This is a genomic window from Rhodococcus sp. IEGM 1409 (assembly GCF_030056735.1).
Lineage (GTDB): Bacteria > Actinomycetota > Actinomycetes > Mycobacteriales > Mycobacteriaceae > Rhodococcus_F.
In genome coordinates this window covers 207,172-231,164 of sequence record NZ_JASHKN010000005.1, presented here as the reverse complement: position 1 = coordinate 231,164, position 23,993 = coordinate 207,172, and the positions used below count along the sequence as shown (strand labels likewise).

At 62.8% G+C, this 23,993-nt stretch carries 22 protein-coding genes and 1 pseudogene; 9 read left to right on the top strand and 14 right to left on the bottom strand.

Annotated elements, in window-relative coordinates:
* The first annotated feature begins 8 nt into the window (after window positions 1-8).
* The 4 genes and pseudogenes from QM716_RS16315 to QM716_RS16300 all read left to right on the top strand — a co-directional run.
* Window positions 9-809, top strand: a complete 801-nt coding sequence (locus QM716_RS16315) for a crotonase/enoyl-CoA hydratase family protein (RefSeq protein ID WP_283305070.1) — start codon at window positions 9-11, stop codon at window positions 807-809.
* Window positions 806-1,666: an EamA family transporter gene (locus tag QM716_RS16310; protein WP_283305069.1), complete on the top strand. Its 861-nt coding sequence runs from the start codon at window positions 806-808 to the stop codon at window positions 1,664-1,666. The genes QM716_RS16315 and QM716_RS16310 overlap by 4 nt, the downstream gene beginning before the upstream one ends.
* A gap of 44 nt (window positions 1,667-1,710) precedes the next feature.
* On the top strand, window positions 1,711-2,238 hold the full coding sequence (locus QM716_RS16305) for a gamma carbonic anhydrase family protein (RefSeq protein ID WP_283305068.1): 528 nt from the start codon (window positions 1,711-1,713) through the stop codon (window positions 2,236-2,238).
* Window positions 2,239-2,300: 62 nt separating this feature from the next.
* Window positions 2,301-2,534, top strand: a pseudogene (locus QM716_RS16300) (PaaI family thioesterase); the annotation flags it as partial.
* On the opposite strand, the gene QM716_RS16295 reads toward QM716_RS16300, so the two are convergent.
* The 5 genes from QM716_RS16295 to QM716_RS16275 all read right to left on the bottom strand — a co-directional run bounded on the left by QM716_RS16295 (window position 2,531) and on the right by QM716_RS16275 (window position 5,974).
* Entirely contained in the window at window positions 2,531-3,541 is a 1,011-nt protein-coding gene (locus QM716_RS16295) for a pirin family protein (RefSeq protein ID WP_283305066.1), read from the bottom strand. The pseudogene QM716_RS16300 and the gene QM716_RS16295 sit on opposite strands and share 4 nt — an antisense overlap.
* 20 nt (window positions 3,542-3,561) lie before the next feature.
* Complete coding sequence (locus QM716_RS16290; RefSeq protein WP_283305065.1) at window positions 3,562-4,035, bottom strand: MarR family winged helix-turn-helix transcriptional regulator; 474 nt, start codon at window positions 4,033-4,035, stop codon at window positions 3,562-3,564.
* On the bottom strand, window positions 4,022-5,116 hold the full coding sequence (locus tag QM716_RS16285; RefSeq protein WP_283305064.1) for an LLM class flavin-dependent oxidoreductase: 1,095 nt from the start codon (window positions 5,114-5,116) through the stop codon (window positions 4,022-4,024). Before QM716_RS16285 ends, QM716_RS16290 begins: the two co-directional genes overlap by 14 nt.
* A 67-nt stretch (window positions 5,117-5,183) precedes the next feature.
* A complete protein-coding gene (locus QM716_RS16280; RefSeq protein WP_283305063.1) occupies window positions 5,184-5,588 on the bottom strand; it encodes a DMT family transporter in 405 nt (134 codons plus the stop codon).
* Window positions 5,589-5,653: 65 nt separating this feature from the next.
* Window positions 5,654-5,974 carry a DMT family transporter gene (locus tag QM716_RS16275; protein WP_283305062.1) on the bottom strand — a complete coding sequence of 107 codons (321 nt, stop codon included), beginning with the start codon at window positions 5,972-5,974 and terminating at the stop codon, window positions 5,654-5,656.
* 116 nt (window positions 5,975-6,090) lie between these two features.
* On the opposite strand from QM716_RS16275, the gene QM716_RS16270 reads away from it, so the two are divergent.
* Window positions 6,091-6,453, top strand: coding sequence for a MerR family transcriptional regulator (locus QM716_RS16270; protein ID WP_283305061.1), 363 nt, complete (start codon window positions 6,091-6,093; stop codon window positions 6,451-6,453).
* Window positions 6,454-6,502: 49 nt separating this feature from the next.
* On the opposite strand, the gene QM716_RS16265 is transcribed toward QM716_RS16270, so the two are convergent.
* The 5 genes from QM716_RS16265 to QM716_RS16245 all read right to left on the bottom strand — a co-directional run bounded on the left by QM716_RS16265 (window position 6,503) and on the right by QM716_RS16245 (window position 11,830).
* Entirely contained in the window at window positions 6,503-7,861 is a 1,359-nt protein-coding gene (locus QM716_RS16265; RefSeq protein WP_283305155.1) for a cytochrome P450, read from the bottom strand.
* A 182-nt stretch (window positions 7,862-8,043) separates the two neighbouring features.
* Window positions 8,044-9,573, bottom strand: a complete 1,530-nt coding sequence (locus QM716_RS16260; RefSeq protein ID WP_283305060.1) for a DHA2 family efflux MFS transporter permease subunit — start codon at window positions 9,571-9,573, stop codon at window positions 8,044-8,046.
* On the bottom strand, window positions 9,570-10,040 hold the full coding sequence (locus tag QM716_RS16255) for a MarR family winged helix-turn-helix transcriptional regulator (RefSeq protein WP_003941890.1): 471 nt from the start codon (window positions 10,038-10,040) through the stop codon (window positions 9,570-9,572). Before QM716_RS16255 ends, QM716_RS16260 begins: the two co-directional genes overlap by 4 nt.
* A gap of 89 nt (window positions 10,041-10,129) precedes the next feature.
* Entirely contained in the window at window positions 10,130-11,095 is a 966-nt protein-coding gene (locus tag QM716_RS16250) for an NADPH:quinone oxidoreductase family protein (RefSeq protein ID WP_283305059.1), read from the bottom strand.
* Between the two features lie 78 nt (window positions 11,096-11,173).
* On the bottom strand, window positions 11,174-11,830 hold the full coding sequence (locus QM716_RS16245) for a TetR/AcrR family transcriptional regulator (RefSeq protein ID WP_283305058.1): 657 nt from the start codon (window positions 11,828-11,830) through the stop codon (window positions 11,174-11,176).
* A gap of 65 nt (window positions 11,831-11,895) precedes the next feature.
* On the opposite strand from QM716_RS16245, the gene QM716_RS16240 reads away from it, so the two are divergent.
* Window positions 11,896-12,885 carry an NAD(P)-dependent alcohol dehydrogenase gene (locus QM716_RS16240; protein WP_283305057.1) on the top strand — a complete coding sequence of 330 codons (990 nt, stop codon included), beginning with the start codon at window positions 11,896-11,898 and terminating at the stop codon, window positions 12,883-12,885.
* Window positions 12,886-12,929: 44 nt separating this feature from the next.
* Window positions 12,930-13,688 (top strand): acyl-[acyl-carrier-protein] thioesterase, encoded by a 759-nt coding sequence (locus tag QM716_RS16235; protein WP_283305056.1) that lies wholly within the window; start codon window positions 12,930-12,932, stop codon window positions 13,686-13,688.
* On the opposite strand, the gene QM716_RS16230 is transcribed toward QM716_RS16235, so the two are convergent.
* Entirely contained in the window at window positions 13,685-13,885 is a 201-nt protein-coding gene (locus QM716_RS16230) for a hypothetical protein (protein WP_003941897.1), read from the bottom strand. The two genes, QM716_RS16235 and QM716_RS16230, sit on opposite strands and share 4 nt — an antisense overlap.
* A gap of 73 nt (window positions 13,886-13,958) precedes the next feature.
* On the opposite strand from QM716_RS16230, the gene QM716_RS16225 reads away from it, so the two are divergent.
* Window positions 13,959-14,456, top strand: coding sequence for a SixA phosphatase family protein (locus tag QM716_RS16225; RefSeq protein WP_007728426.1), 498 nt, complete (start codon window positions 13,959-13,961; stop codon window positions 14,454-14,456).
* On the opposite strand, the gene QM716_RS16220 is transcribed toward QM716_RS16225, so the two are convergent.
* Window positions 14,453-15,460, bottom strand: a complete 1,008-nt coding sequence (locus tag QM716_RS16220) for an LLM class flavin-dependent oxidoreductase (protein WP_283305055.1) — start codon at window positions 15,458-15,460, stop codon at window positions 14,453-14,455. The genes QM716_RS16225 and QM716_RS16220 overlap by 4 nt on opposite strands.
* An 88-nt stretch (window positions 15,461-15,548) precedes the next feature.
* Here QM716_RS16220 and QM716_RS16215 point away from each other — a divergent pair, with 88 nt between their 5' ends.
* Complete coding sequence (locus QM716_RS16215; protein WP_283305054.1) at window positions 15,549-15,935, top strand: glyoxalase superfamily protein; 387 nt, start codon at window positions 15,549-15,551, stop codon at window positions 15,933-15,935.
* Between the two features lie 58 nt (window positions 15,936-15,993).
* On the opposite strand, the gene QM716_RS16210 is transcribed toward QM716_RS16215, so the two are convergent.
* Both QM716_RS16210 and rpoB read right to left on the bottom strand, forming a co-directional pair.
* Entirely contained in the window at window positions 15,994-19,950 is a 3,957-nt protein-coding gene (locus QM716_RS16210; RefSeq protein WP_283305053.1) for a DNA-directed RNA polymerase subunit beta', read from the bottom strand.
* A 118-nt stretch (window positions 19,951-20,068) separates the two neighbouring features.
* Window positions 20,069-23,575 carry a DNA-directed RNA polymerase subunit beta gene (gene rpoB / locus QM716_RS16205; RefSeq protein ID WP_283305052.1) on the bottom strand — a complete coding sequence of 1,169 codons (3,507 nt, stop codon included), beginning with the start codon at window positions 23,573-23,575 and terminating at the stop codon, window positions 20,069-20,071.
* Window positions 23,576-23,993: the final 418 nt, after the last annotated feature.

Here is a 23,993-nt window from a genome sequence, read left to right as displayed (position 1 = left end):
GAGCACCCATGAGCGACGCCGTACTCATCTCACGAACCGGCGACGTGGTCACCTGGACCCTCAATCGCCCGGATACCCGCAACGCCATCTCCGAGATCGACATGATCGAGGCCCTCGAAGACGCGGTCACCGCGGTCAACCGAGATCAGAGCGTGCGCGCGGTCATCCTCACAGGAGCCGGCTCGGCCTTCTCCTCCGGCGGCAACGTCAAACACATGCGAGACAAGGAAGGCATGTTCGGCGGCGCTCCCGGCGAGATCCGCCAGGGTTACCGGCACGGGATCCAGCGCATTCCACTCGCGCTGTACACGTGTGAGGTGCCGACCATCGCAGCCGTCAACGGCCCCGCCATCGGAGCGGGCTGCGACCTCTCGCTCATGTGCGACCTCCGCATCGCGTCGACGGCGGCGGTCTTCGCCGAGAGCTTCGTCAAGGTGGGACTCATCCCGGGCGACGGCGGAGCCTGGCTGCTCCCCCGCGCGATCGGCAACGCCCGCGCCGCCGAGATGGCGTTCACCGGCGAGCCGATCGACGCGACCAAGGCACTCGACTGGGGGCTGATCTCGCAGGTCACCGAACCCGAAGAATTGCTCTCCGCCGCGCACGCCTTGGCAGCGCGAGTAGCGGCCAATCCCCCGCAGGTGCTCCGCATGACCAAGAAACTGCTCCGTGAGGGCCAGCACCAAAGCCTCGAGAGTCTGCTCGAACTCTCGGCCGCCATGCAGTCGATCGCCCATCACACTCGCGATCACCACGAAGCCGTCGCCGCGATGCTCGAACGTCGTGGTCCTGAGTTCACCGGAGAATGAAGGCCGGCAGTCAGCTACTGCCGGTCGGCGCAGTCCTCACCTCGATACTTTCGCTCCAGTTCGGAGCGGCATTCGCGACCACACTGTTCTCGCAGATCGGGCCGGCCGGAGCCACGACGCTGCGGCTGACGATCGCCGCGATCATCCTCGGCGTCATCGTGCGCCCGAGATGGAGCAGGTGGTCGAACCGGCAGCGCAAAGGCATCTTCGCGTTGGGTATCGCGCTGGCCGTCATGAACGGTGCCTTTTACCTCGCCCTCGACACGGTGCCCATCGGCACCGCAGTCACCATCGAGTTCCTCGGACCGTTGACGCTGGCCGCAGTGCTCTCCCGTCGGTGGGCCGACGGAGCGTGGGTGCTGCTCGCCTTCGGCGGAGTGTTGCTGCTCGGGTTGGGAGATCACGGCGAATCCGGATTGGACCCGGTCGGGATGATGTTCGCGTTGATCGCCGCTGCTGCGTGGGCCGGCTACATCGTGGCCGGTTCACATCTCGCTTCGACCCTCCCGAGCGCCGACGGGTTGGCGGGTGCAAGCATCGTCGCGGCGGTATTGACGCTGCCCTTCGGCATCGTCTCGGGCGGAAGTGAACTGCTGGATCCGAAAATGCTCGCTGCCGGCGCAGCCGTCGCCATCCTCTCGTCCGTCATCCCCTACAGCCTGGAGATGTGGGCCCTGCGCTCGCTGGCCAAGAAGGTCTTTGCCGTCCTCATCGCCCTCGAACCCGCTGCGGCTGCACTGGCCGGAGTTCTCGTGATCGGGCAAACGCTCGACGCTTTCACACTTGTCGCCATCGGACTGGTGGTGACTGCGGGCGTCGGGACTGTTGTCATGAATCGAAAGTCCACGCCGAAATAGTCCAGGTACCGTCAGAGCACGTCATTCCAACGCACAGGAGAACCATGACCAACCCGATCATCGCCACCGTTCTCGGACGCACCCCGCAGATCGACGAGAGCGCGTTCATCGCACCCAACGCCACCGTTGTCGGCGCGGTGACCATCGCTGCGGGCGCCAGCATCTGGTACGGCGCAGTCCTGCGCGGCGACGCCGAGTCGATTTCCATCGGGGCGGACACCAACATTCAGGACAACTGCACGGTTCACGCCGACCCGACGTTCCCCGCGATACTGGGCGAACGAATCTCGGTCGGCCACAACGCGGTGCTGCACGGGTGCACCGTCGAAGACGACGTGCTCGTCGGTATGGGAGCCGTGGTGCTCAACGGCGCGCACATCGGTTCGGGATCGCTGATCGCGGCCGGCGCCGTCGTGTCGCAGGGGATGCACATCCCACCCGGATCACTGGTCGCCGGTGTGCCCGCCAAGGTCAAACGTGAACTCTCCGAAGGCGAAAAGGCCGGAATCACCGCCAACGGCGCCGGCTACCTGATGCTCGCGAAGGCCCACCAGGACATCGAGCAGGCCTGATCGATGTCTACAGAACTCGAACTGGCGCAACAGGTCCTGGCCAGCTCAGCCGTTCAGCGCACTTGACCTTCGCGGCCGGTAGCGTCCTCGGGTCCAGCATCGTCACCGCAGGATTCACCATCAGTTACCTGCGTCCCGCGCGCGGAGCACTACTCCGGGCGCGGGCGGGCGTGGACAGCAAGAGCAGATCCCAGGCCCTCGCCCGCTGCGACATCTTTGCAGTATCCGAGGACGGCAGCGAAACCCTGTGCGCCGCAGCTCAGGGAACGGTCAGCGTCATCACGTTGCGCGACTAACCTCGGGGCCGCAACGTACTGTTCGGCAACTCGGGAGCGGGCAGCGCCCGACCGTTGTATCCCGGCACGACACCAAAACGCTGATCCGGGATGCTGCCGTCGAACCCGGAGGCCAGTTCGGCCTGCCACTTGCGTCGATACTCGACAATCTCTTCATGTGTACGGCCCATGAAGTTCCACCACATGATGACTTGCTCTCCCAACGGTTTACCGCCGAGAAGTAGCAGTCGAGTCGGTTCGGGACCCGGGTTGCGCAGAGTCAGTTTACCGAAACCCGGTGCTTGATAACCCAACTCAGCCCAGCCGACGGTGGTTCCGCGTAGCACAACCGATCCTTGATCGACGATCACCCCGTGCTCATGTGAACGATCGACGTCGAGGGCAATCTCGGCGCCAGGAGCCAAAATCACCTCGGCGCCCAACAATTCGGTGAAGGTCGACACCGGGGAAGAGTCACCGGCAAGCGAGCCGAGGAACACACTGAGCGTGGCGCCGCCGATGGTCACCGGCTCGGGCCGGTAGTGAACAAATGCGGGTGCGGTCTCGCGCGCCGCATCCGGAAGCGCCACCCACAACTGCATCCCGTGCAGAACCTTCGTATTCGGCGTCGACACCTCGGAGTGCGCGATCCCGCTCCCGGACGTCATCAAATTCAGTTCGCCCGGCCGCACCATCGCATGGGAACCGATGCTGTCACGGTGCTCGATCTCTCCGGTGAACAGCCAACTCACCGTTTGCAATCCGGTATGCGGATGCGGCGGCACATGCATGCCGGGTGCATTACCGGCACCGCCGGAGGGTCCACTGCCGACATCGTCGGGCCCGTAGTGATCGGCAAAACACCACGCCCCGATCAACGAACGCTCGCGTTGCGGAAGGGTGCGTCGTACTCGCATTGCCCGCGGGCCACCGAGCGGCACGTCGCGCGGGGTGAGAATCTGAATCTCGCTCTCGGCCGGATGGCCTTCGCATTCCTGCTCGACGGGTTGCGCTTCGAGGTTGCTCATATCGTCCATCCTGCCTCTAGTCATGCCTGCGCGAGACGCAGACGCGTGCACAATTCGGCCAACAGTCGAAGTTCGTCCGTGTCCAACGCCGGTCCGACGTGGCGGCGAATACTTGCCGCATGACGGCGACCCACTGATTTCTGCAGCGCTGCACCCGCTTCGGTGAGTTGCACGATCGTGCCGCGGCGGTCACGCGGATCAACACTTCTCGATACCAAGCCTTCGCCTTCCAGCCGCTCCACCAGGCGACTGAGCGACGGTTGACTCAACAGAATCTCCCGATTCAGGTCATGCAGGCGCAGACAGTTCCGCGGCGCCAGACTGAGCGTGAACAGCACGTCGTACTCGCGCATCGTCACTCGATCCCAGACGTCATCGGCAGAGAGCCGCCGCATCACCGACACCTGGGCGCGAAACAAGGCTTCCCAGGCGTCGGTGGCGAGCTCGGTGGTGCTGACCGGAGCCTCTGCCTGTTGCGCGTCAGGCAGTGACACTGCTTGCCTCACGAGCCGCTTTCATCGACGCGTGAGTGGGCGGGTTGTCCGGCACGTGTGCGGGCCGCCTGGCCGCGAACTCACGGCGTAGAACCGGAACAACTTCCTCACCGAGCAGATCGAGCTGCTCGAGCACCGTCTCGAGCGGAAGACCCGCGTGATCCATCAAGAACAGCTGGCGCTGGTAGTCACCGAAGAAATCAGCAAACGCCAAGGTCTTCTCGATGACCTGCTCGGGGGAACCGACCGTCAGCGGGGTCTGCTCCGTGAACTCCTCGAGCGAAGGTCCGTGGCCGTACACCGGGGCATTGTCGAAATACGGACGGAATTCCTTGACCGCGTCCTGACTGTTCTTGCGCATGAAGACCTGACCGCCGAGGCCGACGATCGCCTGATCCGCGGACCCGTGGCCGTAGTGCTCGTAACGCTGGCGATAGAGGTTGATCAGCTCGATGTAGTGCTCTTTCGGCCAGAAGATGTTGTTCGCGAAGAATCCGTCACCGTGATAGGCCGCGATCTCCGCGATCTCGGGGCTGCGGATCGACCCGTGCCACACGAACGGAGCGATGCCGTCCAGCGGGCGCGGAGTGGACGTGAATCCCTGGAGCGGTGTGCGGTACTCCCCCTGCCAGTTCACGACCTCCTCGTCCCAGAGCCGGCGAAGAAGTTGATAGTTCTCGAGCGCCAACGGGATACCGGCGCGAATGTCCTTGCCGAACCACGGGTACACCGGCGCGGTGTTTCCACGTCCCATCATCAGATCGACGCGCCCCTCGGCGAGGTGCTGGAGCATCGCGTAGTCCTCGGCGATCTTCACCGGGTCGTTGGTGGTGATCAGCGTCGTGGACGTGGACAGCGTGATCTTCTCGGTCTGAGCAGCGATGTACCCGAGCATCGTCGTCGGTGACGACGGAACGAACGGCTTGTTGTGATGCTCGCCGGTCGCGAAGACGTCGAGCCCGACTTCCTCTGCGTGCTTGGCGATGGTCGTCATGGCCTTGATGCGATCGTGCTCGGTGGGCGTGACCCCAGTCGTGGGATCAATGGTGACGTCGCCGACCGTGAAGATTCCGAACTGCATGGTTGCTCCTCCGCGGACTAGATCCATGCGTTTGCATGTAACTGATCAAACATTCAACCACTGAGGTCTATTCCACGCGAGTTTCGGCCGCGAGGGATTCCGACTCAGTCCCCTTGGTGCCATCCGCGATCTTGAGCCAGACGACGCCGCCGATGACGACAGCCAGCCAGAAGGCTTTGGCCGGTGTGAGGGTCTCGTCGAAGAAGACCGGTCCGAGCGCGGCGGCGCCCACTGCGCCGATCCCAGCCCACACGGCATAGCCGATTCCCACATCGATGCTGCGGAGCGCGACGCTGAGCGCGAACAGCGTCAGGAGGAAGAAGACTATTGCGACCAGCGACCAAGGGCGCACTGTGAAACCTCGACTGCCTCCGACCGAGAGTGCGTAGCCCACCTCGAACACGCCGGCCATGAGTAGGACAAGCCAGGCACTAGAGAAGGCGCTGCGGAAAGTTGTTGCGTCCGTGGACATCTGACTGTCCTTCCTGTGAGGATTGGCCAAGCTGGTGGGCTGAGGGCGCGGCTGCGTGCGTGGGGTCATGCCATTCCACTGATGTTGAGCCCCACGACGCCGACGATGACCGCCGCGATCCCGAGAGCCTTACGCCAGTTGAGGCGCTGGCCGAAGAACAGGGCGCCGAGGACGACGATCCCGACACCTGCCACGGAGGTCCAGATCGCATACCCCACCCCGACGTCGAAGGTGAGCAGCGCCAGGCTGAGGAAGTAGGTGGCGACGCCGCCACTGACGAGAGTCGCGGCGGTCCACCCGATGTGGGTGAAGCCTCGCGCTTTACCGGCCGCGATCGCGACGGTGATCTCGAAGAGAACGGCGATGCCGAGGTAAAACCAATGCATGGTTGGTCCTGTCGTGTGAGTGTGAATTCTGGGAACGGTGTGACCCGTCCATGGTGGAACTTCACACCGGTGTCAACTGCAATACTGGGGCCAGTTCGGCCCGACCTGGAGGTGTCATGCGCATCGGTGAACTGGCAGACGCTAGCGGCGTCAGCCCACGGTCACTCCGCTACTACGAGGACCACGGTCTGATCCGATCCGACCGCACAACCGGCGGCTGGCGCGACTTCGACGACTCCATGGTCGAACGCGTCATCCTGATCCAGCACCTCTTCGCCGCAGGCCTGTGCAGTGCGACGATCAGCGATTTGCTCCCCTGCCTGCAGGCGCCACCGGAGGAGCGCACCGGCGTGATGGAACAACTCCTGGCCCAAGAGGTCGAGCGCCTGGAGGCCAAACGACGCGACATCAACCGCGAACTCGACATCCTTCAAGAACTGCGAATCGACACCGCGCTGCCCAGCGCCTCGCGCGGCTGAGGCGCACTCCTCCTGCCGCACGCCGCACGCCGCACGCCGCACGCGAGAACTAGCGAGGTCGCATCTCCAATCGAAGGTTCTCGGGCCGGATCGTCAGTAATTCCTCGACGGACAACTCGTACCCGGGGACCGCGGCGATGTCGAAGCGAGTCAGAATCTGCGCGAGCGCCAGCACTGCTTCGTGCAAGGCGAACTGTCGTCCGATACATGCGCGGGCACCGACCCCGAACGGTTTGTACGCGTGCGCCGGTCGTCCGCGCACAGACTCCGGCAGGAAGCGATCCGGATCGAACGTCGCAGCATCGTCGCCCCACAACTTCGGGTCGGTGTGCAGCGCCAGCAGTACCACCAGGATTGTCTGACCCTTGCCGATCGGAAAGCCGGACAGCGTCGTGGCCTGCCGAGCCTTGCGGAAGAACGCCGGGCCCGATGGCCACAACCGCAGTGTTTCGTCGATGATTCGGCGGAGGTATCGCAACTTGGCAACCTGCTCGAAGTGAAGCGTTTCCCCACCACTGCCGCGCACCTTGTCGACTTCCGCCCGCGCGCGCTCGACCATCTCCGGGTTGAGGGACATGTAGTGCAGCGCGAACGACAGAAGGCCGGCTGTGGTCTCGTGACCGGCGATGAGGAATGTCAGCACCTGGTTGCGGATGCTCTGATCGGACAACAACTCGCCGGTATCGGGATCCGGGTTCTCGAGCATCCGCTGAAGCAGATCGTCTTGCCGCGGCGATGCTCCGCTGCGGCGGGCAGCGATGACGTCGTCGACGGTGCGCTTCATCAACGCGATGTCCTTCGGGTTCTGGCGCATCGCCTTCCGCCCGAGGATTTCTCGTATGACCGGGAGGTCGTTCGCTGTTTGCGACACGTAGGACAGTGCTCGCGTCATCGATTCGACAAACGGATGACGACCGGAGGCGAACGAGTCGAAGCTGTAGCCGAAACCGGTACGCCCGATGACTTCCAACGTCAGACGATTCATATCGGACGACACATCCACCAGCCCCTTGCCTGCCTGGATCGTCCAATAGCCACACAGCTGGTCGACGCACTCGACCATCGTGTCGTGGTAACTGCGCATCGACGACTGGCTGAACGCCGGCATCAACACGTTGTGGGCCTGGGCCCATGCCGGTTCAGTGTTGAATGCCGTGAAGAGTCCGTCGCCGGCCAGTTCACGCAAGCTACTCAGTGGTGGCACAACAGCTTTCGCGAACCGGGCTTCGTCGAACACCTCTGCCGCAGCGGATCCTCCCCCGACCACGACGATCTTCTGCCCGACGATATCGATCTCGAAGACATCTCCCAGCTCACGCACGAACCGCGTTTCCCGCTGAACGGGGCGCCTCGGATCCAGGCGCAACACATCACCGATCAGCGGCAGCCTCCATGCCGGCCTCGGCATAGGTCCGGCAACATCTGCACTTTCCCGTGCACTGTCGGTCGTCGCGATATCGCCGGAACCGGCACTCCCCCTAGAACTCATACTTGGCAGTATTCCGCACAAAGAGGCGGGGGTGGCACACCGATCGTGTGCCACCCCCGCCTCGACCGACAAACGGTCAGTGCACCATGATCGGCGCCGCCTCAGTGCATCATGATCGGCGCCTCAGCGCCCTCTTCCTGCGGCCGGACGGTCTTACTGCGCGGCAGGAAGAACGCCGGGATGAGGGTCAGGACGATCAACACAGTGGCAACGAGGAAGGTATTGCCGAATGCGTCCGACGCTGCGCTGAGAATCGAATCGGCCGCAGACTCTTGCGGGCTACCCGGCTCGGTCGGAATATGCGACGCCGCTCCGACCATCGTCGTATCGAGGCCACGATCGAGGAGCTGGTTGGTGAGAACCACCGACATCACAGCGGTACCGATCGAACCTGCGGTCTGCTGAACGATGTTCATCAGGGTGGAACCGCGAGCGATCTGCTCGTTGGAGAGCGTCACAATGGCTGCGGTCATCAGCGGCATCATGGTGCAACCCATGCCGAGGCCCATGACGAACAGCGCGCCCATCAGCAACCACGTCGGGGAATCCGAGGCGACCTGTGTGAACACACCCAAACCGATGAGAATCAACGGCAAACCGGTCAGGACGATCTTGCCCGGGCCGATCTTGTCGACCAGTCGGCCGGCAATCGGCATCGTGACCATGGCACCGAGACCTTGTGGGGCCATCAACAATCCGGCCGCGAGCGTGGTGTGACCGCCGACCTGAATGAAGTAACTCGGGAAGAGCAGACCGGCGCCCATGAAGGCGACGATGAACAGCGACGTCGTGATGACGGCGGTGCTCAACTGGCGGTTCTTGAACAGGTGCAGGTCGATCAGCGGGTGATCCTTGTTCAGCGCGTGGAACACGAAGGCGATGATCAGCGCCAGACCGATACCGACCGACACCAGAACCCTGGCCGAGGCAACGGTTCCCACCTCGGGGATGGACGACACACCGAACAAGAACAGCGCGAGGCCGGGCGACAGCAGAATCATGCCGAGGAAGTCGAAGGACTCCGAAGGCTTTGCCTTGTCGGACGGCAGAATGATGAATGCCGCTGCCAACGCGATGATGCCGATCGGCAGGTTGATGAGGAAGATCCAGTGCCAGCTCGCGGCCTCGATCAGCCAACCACCGAGAATCGGGCCACCGATGGGGCCGAGCAGCATCGGGATACCGAGAACTGCCATGACACGACCGACACGGTCCGGGCCGGCAGCCCGGGTCATGATCGTCATGCCGAGCGGCATCAACATGCCACCACCGAGGCCCTGGAGCACACGGAAGCCGATCAGCGAGGTGATGTCCCACGCCATCGCACAGGCGACCGAACCGAGAACGAACAGCACCAGAGCAGTCATGTAGAGGCGTTTGGTACCGAATCGATCTGCTGCCCAGCCGGTGACCGGAATGACCGTCGCCAAGGCAAGTGTGTACGCCGTCATCGTCCATGCGACGGTGGCGTACGAAGTCTGGAAGTCCTCGGCAAAAGTGGTGAGCGCGACGCTCACCACGGTTACGTCGAGAATCGACATGATGGCGCCGAGCACCACCACGGACGCGATCTTGAGGACCGCTCCGTCAAGTTTGTCGGACGCCGGTGCCGGCGCGTTCGGCGAAGTCATCGCGAAGTCTCCTGGTTAAGTGCTCGCAGATAGTCACCCGCGAGAATGGGCTTGAGAGCCTCGAACAAACGAATCCGCTCAGGCTCAGGAACGCGCGACGCGAATTCGCGAAGCTGGCCGCGCTTGCACTCGATGTGGTTGGTCGTCACCTTACGACCGGCCTCCGACAAGGAAACCCGCTTGACGCGCCGGTCCCGCTCGTCTTCGCGGCGATCGACCAGACCCATGTTCACGAGCTGATCGATGTTCCGCCCCGTAGCTGCCACCGAGAGCCGAAGCTCGTCGGCAACCTCGTTGATCGGGATCGCCGCATCACGTTGTGCAAGTACGAACAGCACACGCACCTGAGAGAACGAGAGATCCAGTTCGATCAACGCATCGATCGACTCCGAATCACCGGCGCTCATCAGGCGAGTGAACAACTCGTCGAGTGCTCCATACAGGTCATCAGAATCGGAAGCGATCACCTGGCAAATGGTAGTGCGGTTGCAACTATTGCCCAAATGAAAACATGTTGCAACTTATTATCTGGTGACCACCATCACGTTGCGAAGAATCATTCCTGCAGCAAGATGGCCTTTCCGAGAACTTTGCCGCTTTCGAGATCTGCCAGGGCAACTGCTGCCTCCGCAAGTGAATACCGCGCCTTGACCAGGGGTCGCAAGCCGTTTCGAACGTGCGCGACCAACGACGCGTGCACCTCGGCTACCGCTTCGGGATTGGTGCGTGTGAATTCGCCCCACGCCGCCCCGACAATGCTGATGTTCCGGAACAGCACCCGATTCACCTTGACCTCGGGAATACCGCCGCCGGCGAATCCGATCACCACGAGTCGTCCTTCGGGTGCCAGAACACGCACCGCGTCGTCGAACGCGTCGCCGCCCACCGGATCCACGACGATCTGAGCGCCGACGCCGTCGGTCAGTTCTCGAATCCGCTCTCCCCATCCCGGGGCAAGCGCGACTACCTCGTCGGCGCCGAGCTCACGCAAGAAGTCCTCGACGCCTTCGCGTCGTACCACTGCGATCACCCGGGCGCCGTGCGCCTTTGCCAGCTGGATGGTTGCCGTTCCGACTCCGCCCGCAGCGCCGAGTACAACCACCGTCTCCCCCGCGACGATCTTCGCGCGACGAGCTAGCGCGAACTCCATCGTCTGATAATTGATGATCAGCGACGCCGCCTCGTCGAATGCGAGTCCGTCCGGAATTCGAAGCACCTGCGCCGGGTTGACTGCAATCCGCTCCGCATAGCCGCCCAGATACGCGGCCGCCAGAACACGATCGCCCGGAGCGAAACCCGATCCCTCCGGCGCGGAGACAACGACGCCCGAGATCTCCGCTCCGGGAATGAACGGCGGTTCCGGGCGGATCTGATACTTACCGTAGGTGATGAGTAGGTCTGGAAAGCAGACCCCGCTGGCCTTCACGTCGATGAGGACCAGACCTTCGGCTGTGGGTTCGGGAACTTCCTGCGCGACAATTCCTTCGGGACCGGACAGTTCCGTAACCACCATTGCGCGCACAGAAAGCTCCTCTTCGGGACATCTGAAGTCTGGGCCGGTAACCCGGTTTCTCGACTTTAACCCGGTACTGACGTCAGATCATCGTTCGCTCCCGATCTGCAGTCGTTCGAGTCCGTCGAGAATCAGATCCAGACCGAAAGCGAATTCGGCAGCGTAGCTGTATCCCGGTGCCAGCACGTGCTCGGTGGTCAACTCGGCCAGGTGCGGGTACTGACCGCCCTCGAACGATCCCATGATCGCGTTCGCCAGTTCCGTCGTCTCCTGCGCAGTTTCGAACGGCAAGCTCACCTCTTGCAGCACGAAGCCGTAGATGTATGCATCCATGATCGAAAAGGCATGTGCAGCAAGGGCGACCGGAAAGTCGGCAGCGCGTAGCGTTCCGATGACGGCGTCGTGGTGACGCAGGGTCGCGGGACCAGGCGTCGTTCGAGACTCCATCAACGGAGTTGCCCACGGGTGCCTCCCCAACACTTTCCGAGTCGACACTGCTCGCGCGTGAAGTTCCGTTCGCCACGGGCGTCCCGGAGTCGGCAGATCGATCTCCGCAAAGACCGCGTCGACCATTCCGTCGAGCAGATCCCCCTTGTCCGACACATGGTTGTACAGAGACATCGCCTCGACGCCCAGGTGCGCCCCCAGTTTGCGCATCGTCATCGAGTCGATCCCCACGGAATCGGCCAGTGCGACGGCACCGCCTACGACGTCGTGCCGGGTCAATCTCGCGCGCTTCTCCACGTTGACAGAACTTACACCGTAAGTGACATACTTACGGTGTAAGTATTCGATGAACGGAGACTCGCATGGCACACGAACTGATGACCGCCGTCGTACAGGATCGCTACGGCGAAGCCGACGTTCTCTACCTCGATCGCATTCGGCGCCCCACCGTCGCCGACAACGAAGTGCTGATACGCGTCGAGGCCGCATCCGTCGATCGAGGGGCCTGGCACCTCATGACCGGGTTGCCATATTCGTTGCGCCTCGCAGGATTTGGGCTGCGCGCACCCAAGAATCGAGTACGCGGGCTGGACGTCTCCGGTCGCGTCGAGGCCGTCGGCAGTTCGGTTACCCGCGTGGCAGTCGGCCAGGAGGTGTACGGGATCGCGGTCGGTTCTTTTGCGGAGTATGCGTGCGCGCTCGAATCGAAGATTGCCGCAAAACCTGCCCGGTTGTCGTTCACGCAAGCGGCAGCGGTGCCGGTCTCCGCCCTGACAGCGCTGCAAGCGGTGCGCGATCACGGCCAAGTGGAGGCAGGGCAATCCGTGCTCGTGCTCGGTGCATCCGGTGGCGTCGGAATCTATGCAGTCCAAGTGGCCAAAGCACTCGGGGCGCACGTCACCGGCGTATGCAGCACCTCGAAAATCGACACCGTCCGCTCTCTCGGAGTCGACGAGGTTCTCGACTATCGAAGCGAGGACGTCACCGACGGGTCACATCGGTACGACGTCATCATCGATACCGGCGGCAACCGCCGACTGCGAGAACTTCGCCGAGCGCTCACGCGCACCGGAACGCTCGTCATCGTCGGCGGCGAGAACGGTGGACGCTGGCTCGGCGGAATCGATCGCCAAATCCGCGCACTGTGCTTGTCTCCGTTCGCATCTCAGAAGCTCGGGTCTTTGATGGCTTCGGAGAACGCCGAGGATCTGGAGGTGCTGACAGCAATGATCGACGCAGGTGTCATCACCCCGGTGATCGACTCGGTTCATCCCCTCACCGACACCACCGCCGCCGTGGCACGAATGATCGACGGTTCCGGCTGCGGAAAGCAGATAATCGCCACTCGCTGAAAAGCCTGACAGAATCGGCTCACTCCAGCGAACAGGAATCTCACGTGAACCCAGATCTCACGCTCGCGCAGCAGCCGGACAGAGGACCGATCTTCGTCAAGTCCCGCCCGGTACGCACCGGCGACATCGACGTCGCCAAGCAGGTCAGGCTCGACGCCGTCGCCCGCTACCTGCAGGACATCGGCAACGACAACATCGAAGCCGCGGGAGCCGTCGATACACACCCGCTCTGGATAGTGCGTCGTACGGTCGTCGACGTCGTCCGCCCCGCGATCTGGCCGGAAGAGTTGACGATGACTCGCTGGTGCTCCGGCTTCTCCACCAGATGGGCGAATATGCGCGTGCGCTTCGACGGCAGCAACGGCGCGCTGATGGAAACCGAAGGCTTCTGGATCAACATCAGCGCCGAGTCGGGCATGCCCACCCGGATGAGCGACGACTTCATGCGGCCGTTGGAAGAATCCACCGACGAGCATCGCCTGAAGTGGAAACGCGTCCTCGCCGAGAACGCACCCGAGGCGGACGACACCGGTGTTCTCGACACGCCGTTCGCTCTGCGCGCCACCGACATCGACCCGTTCGACCACGTCAACAACGCCGTCTACTGGCAGGCTGTCGAAGAGGTCCTCAGCGCTCGCACCGAACTACGTACCGTGCCGCATCGAGCACTGATCGAGTACCTCTCCCCCATCGTCTCCAGCGACGACGTCGTCCTCCGCAGCCGCGTCGACGACAAGACCGTCACGGTCTGGTTCCTGGTGGGCGAAGCACTTCGCGCAGTTGCGCAGGTGAGCGCCCTCTAACGCAGTTTCTGGGTCGCGACGGCCGCGACACCGAAAACCAACGCAAGAAGAATCGCGGCCCAGAAACCGAAGAGCCACCACACCACGCCGAACACCACCACTGCCGGGGCAACAGTGATGAAAGCGATGGTGGGGCTTTCGCGTACCACCTCGAGTGCAGTTCGGGCATTAGTTCGATCGAGCTTCTTACCGGCCATCGAAAACCTCCTTCAAGGTCCTGACCATCCAGAGTAACCGGACTGACGGGCATAAAGCGGATACCGTGAACGCATGGCCGACCACCGCACCCTCGTCCTCATGCGACACGGCAAGTCCAGCTACCCCGAGGGCATCCGAGATCACGAGCGTCCACTCGCAGAACGGGGCCTGCGCGAGGCCCGCATCGGCGGCGAATGGATCCGCGAAAACGTTCCACCCGTCGACGCCGTTCTGTGCTCCACCTCCCGGCGGACCGTCGAAACACTTGCCTCGACGGGTATCGAGGCGCCTGCTGGATTCGAGAAGTCCATCTACGGCGGCTCACCCGCAGACGTCATCGCAGCTGCGCGGACCACGTCCGACCACGTCAAGACGCTCCTGATCGTCGGACACGAACCCGGAATCCCTTGGACTGCACTCGATCTGGCGTCCAACGAAAACTCGGAAGCCGCCCAACGTATCCGGGACAAGTTCCCGACTTCGGCGATCGCTGTCCTCTCGGTACCGGTGCCGTGGACCGAACTCGACGACTCCGTAGCGACGCTTCTCGAATTTCACGTACCCCGCTAGATCACCTCACGCAACAGGCGGTCCGAAAGTGCAAGCGCGTCACGGTCGTACGTCGACGTGGACGCCAGCAATTCGTCTGCACCGGTCCGCTCGGCCAGATCGTGAAGCTGCTGCTTCACCTCCACTGGCGTCCCGTGCAGCGCCGACGCCTTGAACGACTCGATACGCCGGGCGTTTCGATCACTGCGCGGGGCGCGCCTGATCTCGTCCGGCGACGCGAGCGGCGGAAACTCCCCTGTCCGTGACGATTCTGCGAGCGCGTACGCCTCCGGGATCAGCAACTCACGTGCCGCATCGGTGGTATCGGCAACCGCCACCTCGAGGGACACCACCACATACGGTTCGGGATGCGTGTCGGTGGGCCGGAAAGCTCGGCGGTACTCGTCCAATGCATCCACCCGGTCGGTGCTACCGACTCCCAGCATCGGCCCACCCACGACCACCGGAAGCCCTAGCTGCGCTGCCACTTTCAGACCTGTGCGCGTCGCGAGCACGAAGATCGGGACTCCAGTCTGCGACGCCGGCCGTGCCGTCACTGCGGCGGATCCGTCCAGGTAGCGCCTTACCTCTTCCATATCTGACGCAAACGTGTCCGGAGCGTCCTTGCTGCGTCGTAGTGCCTGACGAACAGGCTCCGTGAATCCCAGCGATCGGCCGAGACCGAGATCGATTCGCCCGGGATACAGCGCCTCCAACATCAGGAACTGCTCGGCGACGATCAGCGGTTGGTGATTCGGCAGCATGACCCCACCGCTCCCGAGCCTGATGTCGCGCGTATGTGCGCCGATCGCAGCGAGCAGTACTGCCGGCGATCCGCTCCCGATCCCCGGCACCGCATGATGCTCGGCCACCCAGAACCGGTGGTAGCCGAGAGCGTCGGCGTCGGTGGCGCGTTCGAGCGAATGCGTCAGAGCTGCGGAGTCGGGGTATCCGCTCCTGGTTCGGGATCGGTCGAGCAGTGAGAGAAGCACTCTCGGAGCAACAAGCAATTCGGAAAGTTTCATCCGGACGCCGAACGAGGACCGTTTCTGACCGCAATACCCGCCACACTGGACCTGTCGCCGGAATTCACCATCACATGAAGGGCACGTCATGGACATCAAGCTCGAACTGGTCGCCATTCCCGTCACCGACATCGACCGCGCCAAGGACTTCTACGTCCGTCTCGGCTTCAACGCCGACCACGATCACACGGTCAGCGAGGACCTGCGATTCGTCCAGCTGACCCCACCCGGTTCTGCCTGCTCGATCTGCATCGGCAAGGGCATCACCGACGCGGAGCCCGGCTCGGTCGTCGGCATGCAGGTGGTCGTCAAGGACATCGAGGAAGCCGAACGCGAATTCAAGAGCCGCGGCATCGACATCAGCCAGATCGACGACCAAGCCTGGGGACGGTTCATCTACTTCGCCGACCCCGACGGAAACAAGTGGGCCGTCCAGGAGATCGTCATCCCGGACCTCAGCGGCAGCAACTCCTGACAGACAAAAATCCCCCCTACCTCTTTCGAGGTAGGGGGGATTTCCTACGAACTAACCGCTAGCGGTAGTCGTTGCTGAAGCCGTAGTCGTCCAGCGGAACTGCAGCACCGGTGTTCTGGCCGAAGCCGTCCGGACTGTAGTACTGGTCGTCGTACGACGGCACTGCGTAAGCAGCGGCACGTGCCTCTTCGGTGGGCTGAACCTGGATGTTGCGGTAACGGTTGATACCGGTACCGGCAGGGATCAGCTTGCCGATGATGACATTTTCCTTCAGACCGATCAGCTTGTCCGAACGGCAGTTGATAGCCGCGTCGGTCAAGACACGAGTGGTCTCCTGGAACGATGCCGCGGACAGCCACGAATCCGTCGCGAGCGACGCCTTCGTGATACCCATGAGCACCGGACGGCCGGCTGCGGGCTCGCCGCCCTCGGCGACAACGCGGCGGTTTGCCGACTCGAACTCGGCGCGCTCGGTGAGCGAACCGGGCAGGAACTCGGTGGCACCGGAATCGATGATCGTCACGCGACGAAGCATCTGGCGCACGATCACCTCGATGTGCTTGTCGTGGATCGACACACCCTGGCTCCGGTACACCTCCTGGACCTCGTTGACCAAGTGGATCTGAACCTGACGCGGACCCATGACTCGCAGGACCTCGTGGGGATCGGCAGCACCTTCCATGAGCTGCTGTCCGACCTCGACGTGGTCACCGTCAGCCAAGAGGCTTTCGCGACCGTCGGCGTGCTTGAAGACGCGCAGACGCTGACGCTTGCTGAGCTTGTCGTAGACAACCTCTTCGCCGCCGTCGTCCGGCACGATGGTGATCTTGTAGAAACGATCTCCGTCTTCGAGCTGTACCCGACCGGTGACGTCCGCGATGGGAGCCTTGCCCTTGGGCACACGTGCCTCGAACAGCTCCTGGACACGCGGCAGACCGCCGGTGATGTCATCTCCTGCGACACCACCCTGGTGGAAGGTACGCATGGTCAGCTGGGTACCGGGCTCACCGATCGACTGTGCGGCGACGATACCGACAGCCTCACCGATGTCGACCAGCTTGCCGGTGGCCATCGAGCGGCCGTAGCAAGTGGCGCAAACGCCGGTGCCGGTGGTGCAGGTCAGGACCGAACGGACCTTGACCTGCGTGATGCCGGCTTCGAGCAGAGCATCGATCGCGGGGTCACCGAGATCGTGGCCACGCTCGACGATGACGGTGCCGTTTGCGTCGACTGCATCGGACGCCAAGGTACGGGCGTACGTGCTGGTCTCCACGTGAGCATCGCGGATCATCGAGCCGTCGGCCTGCTTCTCGGCGATCGTGGTGACGATGCCGCGCTCTGTTCCACAGTCGACCTCGCGGACGATGACGTCCTGCGAAACGTCCACCAGACGACGGGTCAGGTAACCCGAGTCGGCGGTGCGGAGTGCGGTATCGGCCAGACCCTTACGAGCACCGTGCGTGTTGATGAAGTACTCGAGAACGGTCAGGCCTTCCTTGAAGGAAGACTTGATCGGACGCGGGATGAACTCACCCTTGGGGTTTGTCACCAGGCCCTTCATACCGGCGAGCGAGCGAACCTGAGTCATGTTGCCGGCTGCACCGGACTTCACGATCATCGGGATCGGGTTGCTGTCGGGGAAGTGAGCCTCCATGGCCTTGCCGACCTTGTCGGTCGCTTCCTGCCAAATGGTGACCAGAGCGCTGTTGCGCTCCTTCTTGTCCAGAGCACCACGCTGGTACTGCTTCTCGATCTTGTCGGCCTGAGCCTCGAAGTCCTCGATGATGGCAGGCTTCTCCGGCGGCACGAGCACGTCGGAAATCGAGACCGTGACACCCGAACGGGTGGCCCAGTAGAATCCGACGTCCTTGAGCTTGTCGACGGTCTGAGCGACCACGATCATCGGGTACCGCTCGGCGAGATCGTTGATGATCGTCGCCTGACGCTTCTTCGGCATCTGCTCGTTGACGAACGGGTAGTCCGCCGGGAGCAGCTCGTTGAAGAGAACGCGGCCCAAGGTGGTGGTGGCGGTCCAGCCCTCACCGTAGGTCCAGCCCTCGGGGAACAGCTCGGTCTCGCGGTCACGCGGCGGACGCTGCTGCGTCAGACGCACCTTGATCTGAGCCTGTACCGAGAGCGCGCCACGGTCGACTGCCATCTGAGCCTCGGCGGGCGAGGAGTACACGCCCTGCTCTGCCTCGTCGTTGGTCGGAGCAACGAGCTCACCAGTGACCCCCTCGTCGAGACGGGTGAGGTGGAACAGACCCGTGACCATGTCCAGACGCGGCATGGCGAGCGGGCGACCCGAAGCAGGAGAGAGGATGTTGTTCGAGGACAGCATCAGGATGCGTGCCTCGGCCTGAGCCTCTGCCGACAGCGGGAGGTGAACAGCCATCTGGTCACCGTCGAAGTCGGCGTTGAAGGCCTCACACACCAGCGGGTGGAGCTGAATGGCCTTGCCCTCGACGAGCTGCGGCTCGAATGCCTGGATACCCAGACGGTGCAACGTAGGTGCACGGTTGAGCAGCACGGGGTGCTCGGCGATGACCTCTTCGAGGACGTCCCACACCTGGACGCGCTTGCGCTCGACCATGCGCTTTGCCGACTTGATGTTCTGCGCGTGGTTCAGATCGACCAGACGCTTCATCACGAACGGCTTGAACAGCTCGAGAGCCATCAGCTTGGGCAGACCACACTGGTGCAGCTTGAGCTGAGGACCGACGACGATCACGGAACGACCCGAGTAGTCGACGCGCTTACCGAGCAGGTTCTGACGGAAACGACCCTGCTTGCCCTTGAGCAGATCGCTCAGGGACTTCAGCGGGCGGTTACCCGGTCCGGTGACCGGACGTCCACGACGACCGTTGTCGAACAGGGCGTCGACCGACTCCTGCAGCATCCGCTTCTCGTTGTTGACGATGATCTCGGGAGCACCGAGGTCGATCAGTCGCTTGAGGCGGTTGTTGCGGTTGATGACGCGGCGGTACAGGTCGTTGAGGTCGGACGTTGCGAAACGTCCACCGTCGAGCTGAACCATCGGGCGAAGCTCCGGCGGGATCACCGGAACAGCGTTGAGGACCATGCCCATCGGCGAGTTGCCGTTGGTCTGGAAAGCCGCAACCACCTTGAGGCGCTTGAGAGCACGCAGCTTCTTCTGGCCCTTGCCGCTGCGGATGGTCTCGCGAAGAGACTCAGCCTCGGCGTCGAGGTCGAAGTTCTGCATCAGGATCTGGATGGACTCTGCGCCCATCGCACCCGTGAAGTACTCGCCGTAACGGTCGACCAGCTCGCGGTACAGGAGCTCGTCGATGATGAGCTGCTTGACGCTCAGCTTGGTGAAGGTGGTCCAGATCTCGTCGAGACGATCCAGCTCACGCTGCGCGCGGTCACGGAGCTGACGCATTTCGCGCTCGCCGCCGTCCTTGACCTTGCGTCGGACATCGGACTTGGCGCCCTCTGCCTCGAGCTCCGCGATGTCGGCTTCGAGCTTCTGCGCACGTGCCTCGAGATCGGCGTCGCGCTGATCTGCGACGGTCTTCTTCTCGACCTGCATCTCGGCTTCGAGGGTGGACAGCTCGTTGTGACGGAGCTCCTCGTCGACGCCGACGATGACGTAAGCAGCGAAGTAGATGATCTTTTCGAGATCCTTCGGAGCCAGGTCGAGCAGGTAACCGAGACGGCTCGGAACACCCTTGAAGTACCAGATGTGCGTGACCGGTGCGGCCAGTTCGATGTGACCCATGCGCTCACGACGAACCTTGGCGCGAGTGACCTCGACGCCACAGCGCTCACAGATGATGCCCTTGAAGCGGACACGCTTGTACTTACCGCAGTAGCACTCCCAGTCCCGAGTGGGGCCGAAGATCTTCTCGCAGAAGAGGCCGTCCTTCTCGGGCTTGAGCGTGCGGTAGTTGATGGTCTCCGGCTTCTTGACCTCGCCGTAGGACCAATTGCGGATGTCCTCTGCACTGGCCAAGCCAATGCGGAGTTCATCGAAGAAGTTGACGTCGAGCACGTAACTTCCTTTCCCCGTTGGGGTTACGGTTGCCGGTCACCCGGCAACCTGACTGCCAATTCAAATGTGAACTACGCCCCCGGGCCGCTCTTTCAAAGAGCAACCCGGGGACCGAAACCTAGTTCGCGAGGTCGTCGACCGTCGCAGCTTCGTTCCTGGACAGGTTGATGCCCAGGTTCGCTGCGGCCCGCTCCAAGTCCTCGTCGTCGCCGTCCGCCATCGTGATGGCCGCGCCGTCCGAGGACAGCACCTCCACGTTGAGGCAGAGCGACTGGAGCTCCTTGAGGAGCACCTTGAACGACTCGGGGATGCCGGGTTCGGGGATGTTCTCGCCCTTGACGATGGCTTCGTACACCTTGACTCGACCGACCACGTCGTCCGACTTGATGGTCAGCAGTTCCTGCAGCGTGTAAGCCGCGCCGTAGGCCTGCATCGCCCAGCACTCCATCTCACCGAAGCGCTGGCCACCGAACTGGGCCTTACCACCGAGAGGCTGCTGCGTGATCATCGAGTACGGACCGGTCGAACGAGCGTGGATCTTGTCGTCGACCAAGTGGTGCAGCTTGATGATGTACATGTAACCGACCGAGACCGGGTACGGGAACGGCTCGCCGGAGCGGCCGTCGAACAAGGTGGCCTTTCCGTCGGGCCCGACCATCTGCTCGCCGTCACGGTTCGGCAGCGTCGCGCCGAGGAGACCGGTGAGCTCGTCTTCCTTCGCACCGTCGAACACCGGGGTGGCGATGTTCGAGTCGGCCGGAGCGGACAGCATCTCTTCCGGCAGGGTCGCAGCCCAGTCGGGTCGAGTGCCGTCGGACGCGATCTGAATGTTCCAGCCGGTCTTGCCGATCCACCCGAGGTGGGTCTCCAGAACCTGACCGATATTCATACGACGCGGGACGCCGTGCGTGTTCAAGATGATGTCGACAGGCGTGCCGTCCGAGAGGAACGGCATGTCTTCCTGCGGCAGGATCTTGCCGATGACGCCCTTGTTACCGTGGCGGCCGGCGAGCTTGTCGCCGTCCTGGATCTTGCGCTTCTGTGCCACGTAGACGCGGACCAACTCGTTGACACCGGGAGGCAGATCGTCGTCTTCGTCACGCGAGAACACGCGGATTCCGATGACCTTGCCGGTCTCACCGTGAGGAACCTTGAGGGACGTGTCACGAACCTCGCGAGCCTTCTCACCGAAGATGGCGCGAAGGAGGCGCTCTTCGGGGGTCAGCTCGGTCTCGCCCTTCGGCGTGACCTTTCCGACCAGCACGTCGCCGTCACGAACCTCGGCACCGATACGGATGATGCCGCGCTCGTCGAGGTCAGCGAGGACCTCGTCGGAGACGTTCGGGATGTCGCGAGTGATTTCCTCGGCACCGAGCTTGGTGTCGCGGGCATCGATCTCGTGCTCCTCGATGTGAATCGAGGTCAGGACGTCCTCTTCCACGAGACGCTGCGACAGAATGATCGCGTCCTCGTAGTTGTGGCCTTCCCACGGCATGATCGCGACGAGCAAGTTCTTGCCCAGCGCCATCTCACCGTTCTCGGTGCAAGGGCCGTCGGCCAGAACCTGGCCGGCCTCGACACGCTGCCCCTCGTCCACGATCGGACGCTGGTTGGCGCACGTGCCCTGGTTGGAACGCGCGAACTTGCGCATCCGGTACGTCTTGCGGCTTCCGTCGTCGGCCATCACCGTGACGTAGTCCGCGGAGATCTCCTCCACGACACCGGTCTTCTCGGTGATGATGACGTCGCCGGCATCCACAGCTGCACGCAGCTCCATGCCGGTACCGACGAGAGGCGCCTCGCTGCGAACCAGCGGGACAGCCTGACGCTGCATGTTCGCGCCCATCAGGGCACGGTTTGCATCGTCGTGCTCGAGGAACGGGATCATCGCGGTTGCGACGGACACCATCTGACGCGGCGAAACGTCCATGTAGTCGATGTCGGAGGACGCGACGAACTCGACCTCGCCACCCTTACGGCGGACGAGAATCTTCGAGTCGGTGAAGCGGCCCTCACGGTCGATGGCCGAGTTGGCCTGCGCGACTACGTGGCGGTCTTCTTCGTCAGCAGTCAGGTAGTCGACGTCGTCGGTCACCTGTCCGTCGACGACGCGACGGTACGGGGTCTCGATGAAACCGAACGGGTTGACGCGTGCGTAGACCGACAGCGAACCGATCAGGCCGATGTTCGGGCCTTCCGGGGTCTCGATCGGGCACATGCGGCCGTAGTGCGACGGGTGAACGTCGCGAACCTCGAGGCCGGCGCGCTCACGAGACAGACCACCCGGGCCCAGGGCGGACAGACGACGCTTGTGCGTCAGCCCCGACAGCGGGTTGTTCTGGTCCATGAACTGCGACAGCTGGGAGGTTCCGAAGAACTCCCTGATCGCAGCGACGACGGGACGGATGTTGATCAGCGTCTGAGGCGTGATTGCCTCGACGTCCTGCGTGGTCATGCGCTCACGAACCACACGCTCCATGCGGGACAGGCCCACGCGGATCTGGTTCTGGATGAGCTCGCCGACCGTACGCAGACGACGGTTGCCGAAGTGGTCGATGTCGTCGACCTCGACGGGAACCTCGACGCCGCCCGGAGCCGTCATCGAGGTGTCACCTGCGTGCAGACGCACGAGGTACTCGACAGTGGCGACGATGTCTTCTTCGGTGAGAGTCGATGCAACGATCGGCTGACCCGCGTTCAGGCCGAGCTTCTTGTTGATCTTGTAACGACCAACGCGAGCGAGGTCGTAGCGCTTGTCCTTGAAGAACAAGTTCTCCAGCAGAGTCTGCGCGCTCTCCTTGGTGGGGGGCTCGCCCGGACGCAGCTTGCGGTAGATGTCGAGCAACGCCTCATCGGTGCCGGCGGTGTTGTCCTTCTCCAGCGTGGCCATGAGGATCTCGGAGAAGCCGAAGCGCTCCGTGATCTGCTCGGTGGTCCAGCCGAGTGCCTTGAGCAGGACGGTGACAGGCTGACGACGCTTGCGGTCGATACGGACACCAACGGTGTCGCGCTTGTCGACGTCGAACTCGAGCCATGCGCCGCGACCCGGGATCACCTTGACGCTGTGCAGATCCTTCTCGGTGCTCTTGTCGACGCTCATGTCGAAGTACACACCGGGGGAACGCACGAGCTGCGAGACGACCACACGCTCGGTGCCGTTGATGATGAAGGTGCCCTTGTCGGTCATCATCGGGAAATCTCCCATGAAGACCGTCTGGCTCTTGATCTCACCAGTGTTGTTGTTGATGAACTCCGCGGTGACGAACAACGGCGCCGCGTAGGTCATGTCCTTGTCTTTGCACTCGTCCGTCGAGGCCTTGACCTCGTCGAATCGAGGGTCGGAGAAGGACAGCGACATAGTGCCGTTGAAATCCTCGATCGGAGAAAGCTCCGCGAGGATGTCCTCGAGACCACCGGACACTGCATTGTCGCCGAGTGCCGCTGCTCGTTCGCGCCAACTCTGCGCGCCGACCAGCCACTCGAACGAATCTGTCTGTACGTCAAGAAGCCCGGGAACTTCGAGGGGTTCGCGAACTTTCGCGAACGAAACCCTCTTCGGGGCTCCGGGGATTCCGGAAACTGCCTTGGTCTGGCTAGAGACTGCCAAGATGCGTCCTTCCAGCACCTCACGCGGGCCGCTCCGTACTGTTGCGACCGCCGCTGTATCTGCTTCGAATTTCGCTGGTTACAACCCGAACGAAACCCGTCGCAGAAAGCAAGAAGTTCTTGACTTCGCAGCGGTTGAGACGAGGGGTGGACAGGAGGCAGCCAGCGCAACGTCCAAAAGTACACCCTTACTCAGGAAATGTCGAGTCGGGTGTAACTGAGGGTCTGATTCAGATACTGACGTGAGACTGCCGATCACTCGTCCGTGCATGTTCACCGATCAGAGTGGACCTTGCGGACCGCCCCGTCAAGGGCGAGAGCGCGTGTCGCAGCATTCGAACATTCGTCACCTGAATTCGAACACTGCCACCGGAAGTGTAGCGAGCAACGGCGTCGCACACGAAAAATCTGGACCGACATCGTGCGTCGGTCCAGAT

Coding starts and splice junctions, on each gene's coding strand:
- QM716_RS16315 (WP_283305070.1), top strand. CDS start 9: ATGAGCGACGCCGTACTCATCTCACGAACCGGCGACGTGGTCACCTGG.
- QM716_RS16310 (WP_283305069.1), top strand. CDS start 806: ATGAAGGCCGGCAGTCAGCTACTGCCGGTCGGCGCAGTCCTCACCTCG.
- QM716_RS16305 (WP_283305068.1), top strand. CDS start 1,711: ATGACCAACCCGATCATCGCCACCGTTCTCGGACGCACCCCGCAGATC.
- QM716_RS16295 (WP_283305066.1), bottom strand. CDS start 3,541: ATGAGCAACCTCGAAGCGCAACCCGTCGAGCAGGAATGCGAAGGCCAT.
- QM716_RS16285 (WP_283305064.1), bottom strand. CDS start 5,116: ATGCAGTTCGGAATCTTCACGGTCGGCGACGTCACCATTGATCCCACG.
- QM716_RS16280 (WP_283305063.1), bottom strand. CDS start 5,588: ATGTCCACGGACGCAACAACTTTCCGCAGCGCCTTCTCTAGTGCCTGG.
- QM716_RS16275 (WP_283305062.1), bottom strand. CDS start 5,974: ATGCATTGGTTTTACCTCGGCATCGCCGTTCTCTTCGAGATCACCGTC.
- QM716_RS16270 (WP_283305061.1), top strand. CDS start 6,091: ATGCGCATCGGTGAACTGGCAGACGCTAGCGGCGTCAGCCCACGGTCA.
- QM716_RS16265 (WP_283305155.1), bottom strand. CDS start 7,861: ATGCCGAGGCCGGCATGGAGGCTGCCGCTGATCGGTGATGTGTTGCGC.
- QM716_RS16260 (WP_283305060.1), bottom strand. CDS start 9,573: ATGACTTCGCCGAACGCGCCGGCACCGGCGTCCGACAAACTTGACGGA.
- QM716_RS16240 (WP_283305057.1), top strand. CDS start 11,896: ATGGCACACGAACTGATGACCGCCGTCGTACAGGATCGCTACGGCGAA.
- QM716_RS16230 (WP_003941897.1), bottom strand. CDS start 13,885: ATGGCCGGTAAGAAGCTCGATCGAACTAATGCCCGAACTGCACTCGAG.
- QM716_RS16225 (WP_007728426.1), top strand. CDS start 13,959: ATGGCCGACCACCGCACCCTCGTCCTCATGCGACACGGCAAGTCCAGC.
- QM716_RS16220 (WP_283305055.1), bottom strand. CDS start 15,460: ATGAAACTTTCCGAATTGCTTGTTGCTCCGAGAGTGCTTCTCTCACTG.
- QM716_RS16215 (WP_283305054.1), top strand. CDS start 15,549: ATGGACATCAAGCTCGAACTGGTCGCCATTCCCGTCACCGACATCGAC.